Origin of the sequence: Acinetobacter sp. AOR34_HL (genome assembly GCF_027854795.1) — a bacterium.
In the GTDB taxonomy this organism is placed as follows: Bacteria; Pseudomonadota; Gammaproteobacteria; order Pseudomonadales; family Moraxellaceae; genus Acinetobacter; species Acinetobacter junii.
Genome location: NZ_JAKTID010000054.1, coordinates 1 through 4,260, shown reverse-complemented (window position 1 = coordinate 4,260; position 4,260 = coordinate 1). Strand labels below are relative to the sequence as shown.

Genomic DNA, 4,260 nt, shown 5'->3' with positions numbered 1-4,260 from the left:
AATTTTACTATTCGCTATGCCTCGTACCATGCTGACAGATCAACACTGGCAAAAGTTGAAAACTATTTTGCGTAATTTATCTATTCATCACAACTCAAATTTACGTAATTTTATTGAAGCTATTCTCTATAGAATTAGAACAGGCTGTCCGTGGCGAGATATTCCTTCCTATTTCGGTCAATCAAACTCTATTTTCAAACGTTTTAATCGTTGGTCAAGCAGCGGTAAGTTGCTTAGATTATTCAAATTATTAGCATCATGCCCCGATATGGAGTGGATTTTTATTGATGGCTCTCACGTACGTGCTCATCAACATTCTGCCGGTATAGCGAATCAATCCATTTCTAAAAGTGTAGGAGGAAACTCCTCAAAAATACATTTGATTGTTGATTCACATGGCAATCCTATTGATTTCATGATTACCGATGGCACTACACATGACATCAAAGTTGCACCTGATTTAATAGCAACATTAGATTTAAAAGAGACAGAAGTGGTATGCGCAGATAAAGGCTATGATTCAGAACCACTGCGTGAGCAGATCAGAAAAACAGGAACAAAAGCGAATATACCAAAGAAAATAAATAGCCAATCGAACAATGATCATATGGACTGGTATTTATATAAAATCAGGCATTTAGTTGAAAATATGTTTTGTAGATTAAAACAATTTAGAGGGATAGCTACTCGATATGACAAGCTCAAAAGAAATTATCAAAGTGCTGTTGCCTTAGCCTGTATATTTTTATGGCTACCTTTATAGGTTTAATTATGAACAGTAAATGTCAACAGACCCTAGACAATAAAGATAAATTGAATGAAAGCATATGGATATTATAAAAACGCTCAGCAAAGTAAAATTATTCCATGAATTAAAACCTGAATCTTTAATAGATCTAGCTCAGTTCTGCTCTGTAAAGCATTTACAAACAGGGCATCAACTCTATGATTTAGATGATCTCCCTCTTCATGTTTATATTATTGCTCATGGACGAGTCAAATTAACAACAAGAACCAATTTATCTACTTACCTAGGTCTTCACGAAATCGTTGGTGAAATGGGTGTTATTTCCAATCAACCTCATCATGGTCGTATAATCGCAACTCGAGATACTTGTCTTATAGAGATTCCCCAACAGCAGTTTACTGCGTTTCTACAAAAACACCCTCAAGTTTTATTTGCTGTATCTCAAATGATCATTGCCCGTTCTCAGCCTGAATTGCAGCATATTCACGCAATGAGCCATAGCAGAACACTTTCAATCATCCCGATCTCAATGCAGATTCCAGCAATTCATCTTGCAGAACAATTGACTGAGCATTTAAAACGTTGGCCAAATGTAAGAGTCGTAACTGCAGCACATATCGATGCCTTATTTGGAGAAGGATTTAGTCAAACAAAATTAGACTACAGTTCAGAAGATCTAAAGTTAAGGCAATGGCTAGCTATTCTTGAAGAAAAGCATTGTTATGTATTATATGCTGCAGATCGACCTGATGATGAATGGGCAAAGCGCTGTCTGCATCAATCAGACCGAATCTTAATTTTAGCGGAAGCAAATCAATCTCCGATTCACAGCCCCTTAGTTGATGTCTTAAATCAATATGATTGGCAAAATCCAATTGAACTGGTGTTATTACGCTCTGAAGGTGATCCCTCACCTTACACCCTGCAATGGAAGAAACTATATTGCGCTCAAGCACATTATTTTATTCACCCGTGGTCCGAAACAGATATTCGTGCGATCGCAAGACAAATTACTAGTCAAGGCTTAGGGCTCGTTTTAGGCGGGGGCGGTGCACGTGGCTTTGCTCATATTGGGTTGATACGAGCATTAGAGCAACTGCATATCCCAATTGATATTGTTGGCGGAACCAGCATGGGAGCCTTCATTTCTGCTTTAGTCGCTTGTGGCTTCGATAGTGTAGAAATGAAACATATTGCATATGAAACATTTGTTGCTCGAAATTACCTCAATGACTACATCATGCCTAAAGTTTCATTGATTCGTGGGCAACGCTTTCATGCACGTTTGCAGGCTATTTTTGGGCATCGTCGAATTGAAGAATTGAAACAAACCTTCTACTGTATTTCTACCAATCTTTCTACAGGTGAAGCAGTTATTCATGATCAAGGTGAACTTGCGACTTGGGTAGGAACCAGCATGAGTGTTCCTGGCGTTGCTCCACCTGTGGCGTGGCATGAAAATTTATTATGCGATGGAGGTGTGATTAATAATTTACCTACTGATGTTATGCAAAATTTGGAACGTGGTGCGATTATTGCCAGTAACGTAAGTTCACATGATGACATTCGTGTTCCAGGCATTGGATTGAATGAACCTGATCAAAGCGCCTTATTGAACTGGAATAAAATTATTAAAGATAAATTATTAAGAGCTCCACGTCTTGCAGAAATCTTAATGCGTACAGCGACACTTGCTAGTGACACAATGATTCAAGCAGCAGCAATAGAGCGCGCTAATTTACATATACGCATGCCCATAGATGGGATTGGAATGTTTGACTGGCATCGGCTTGATGAATTGGTTGAACGTGGGTATGAGCATGCATTAGAAACCTTGGTTCCTATCCGAGATACGCTCCCCTCTGCCTGATTATCACTGCTCAGTGATCGAATTCAATCCAATACCATATTGATCTAATAAATGATCTAGATATTGATAGGTTTCTTCATCGAGCTGCTGCATGTAGCCATTCAAAATGCTCTGACATAGCTTTTGCTTTGCAATTGGCATACGGCGAATAATGTCAAAAGTGACATCCCATTGTAATCTTAATAAAGATGCATAAGCGATATGATGCAAGACCTCCTCATCAATCTGAGATATTGCCTCAGCCACAGCTTCTCTCGCTTGATCTTGCATAAACGTAACAACTACAAGCATATCAGTCCATAAATTACACTGATCTGCTGCGGCTACGATACTTTGAATAATTTCAACCTGTCTCAAGGCTGGTAAATTGGCTACAAAATTCTGTGCGTGATTCGACAAACAAGCGACCACAGGCAGCATATCTTCCCATAGCTCATCTTCCTGCGTAGCTTGAATGATCGCATTAATTACACCTTCTCCTTGCTGAACAGCCAAATCTCCCAGCTCTTGTTTCAAGCTATAACCAATATGCGTCATAAGTGCCAAGAGTTTTGGCCATATGAGGCGTTGAGAAGAATCACAAATAATTAATAACGTTTTTTGTATCCGCTCTTTCGGCAAGACATGCACTAAATGATCAATACGTTCTCTTGATTCAATATAAAAGACGATTTCGAGTAAATCGCTCTCCTTTTCAATCATTTCGGCGATATCTCGAAAAACATCGTCCGCCAACATGCCAACAAAACGTCCCATCGTCACAAAATCACGTTGCTCAAGTAAAATACGAGCGATATCTTTTATTTGATGCGTCGTTAACAACATCAATAATTCTCTGGCTAAACGAGGGTCAAGATAAACTGCAATATCGGCAAGCATTTTGGGTGTTAAATGTTTAGCGATTTGATATAAATTTTCTGTAGAAAGATGCGATGCAATTTGAGCAACAATCAATGGCGATAAAAAGCGTTTTACGATAAATACGTTTAACCAACTTGGTAACCAATTTACCCATACAGCAAGAGAGCGAAATCTGTTTTTTTGTTGATCTTGTAATTGTTCTATTATTCCAAAACGAAACTGACGTAGGCTCTCTGGAGCCAAGGGTTTAAAAAAATTGAGCTGTGTTTGTGAAACACCCAAAATATGCGCCAGCTTTATAATTTCAGCTTCAACAGCTAATCTTGTCATGACCAGCCCCTATTGTTGATAGTTTTTAAATAAAGGTCTTAGAAAAAATGGAACTTTAAAGAGACTTTGATTAATTTTTTTAGGGGCTTAGGAAGTTAAGCATATCAAAAAGTATGGTAACTTCCTTATATGAAAGCAAAAAATAGATACTATTCCCGTTCAAGAATCACAGAGGCAAAATTCAGACAGATCATTCGCTTTTTTGCCATGGATTTAACTGCTTCAGATACAGCTAAACTCACCAATATTTCTGTACGTTCCATCAATACAATTTACATCAGGTTGCGTAAAAAGATTGCGGCACAATGTGAGGAAATATCTCCTTTCAACGGTATCGTTGAACTTGATGAATCCTACTTTGGTGCTCGTCGTATTCGAGGAAAACGTGGACGTGGTGCATCAGGAAAAACCATTGTATTTGGACTACTCAAAAGAGATGGAAACGTATACA

General features: G+C 38.3%; 3 protein-coding genes and 1 pseudogene. 3 read left to right on the top strand and 1 reads right to left on the bottom strand.

The window, feature by feature from the left end; translation table 11 throughout:
• Positions 1–16 precede the first annotated feature (16 nt).
• Entirely contained in the window at positions 17–763 is a 747-nt protein-coding gene (locus tag MKL32_RS09335; protein ID WP_004912080.1) for an IS5 family transposase, read from the top strand.
• Positions 764–827: 64 nt separating this feature from the next.
• Complete coding sequence (locus MKL32_RS09330) at positions 828–2,618, top strand: patatin-like phospholipase family protein (RefSeq protein WP_270900435.1); 1,791 nt, start codon at positions 828–830, stop codon at positions 2,616–2,618.
• Positions 2,619–2,621: 3 nt separating this feature from the next.
• Here the strand turns inward: MKL32_RS09330 and MKL32_RS09325 are convergent, their stop codons facing one another.
• Positions 2,622–3,809 carry a hypothetical protein gene (locus tag MKL32_RS09325; protein ID WP_039047805.1) on the bottom strand — a complete coding sequence of 396 codons (1,188 nt, stop codon included), beginning with the start codon at positions 3,807–3,809 and terminating at the stop codon, positions 2,622–2,624.
• 129 nt (positions 3,810–3,938) lie between these two features.
• On the opposite strand from MKL32_RS09325, the pseudogene MKL32_RS09320 reads away from it, so the two are divergent.
• A pseudogene (locus tag MKL32_RS09320) lies at positions 3,939–4,260 on the top strand (IS1595-like element ISAju1 family transposase); the annotation flags it as partial.

Excerpts from the sequence above, each read along its gene's own strand:
- MKL32_RS09325 (WP_039047805.1), bottom strand. The coding sequence starts at position 3,809 with ATGACAAGATTAGCTGTTGAAGCTGAAATTATAAAGCTGGCGCATATT.
- MKL32_RS09335 (WP_004912080.1), top strand. The coding sequence starts at position 17 with ATGCCTCGTACCATGCTGACAGATCAACACTGGCAAAAGTTGAAAACT.
- MKL32_RS09330 (WP_270900435.1), top strand. The coding sequence starts at position 828 with ATGGATATTATAAAAACGCTCAGCAAAGTAAAATTATTCCATGAATTA.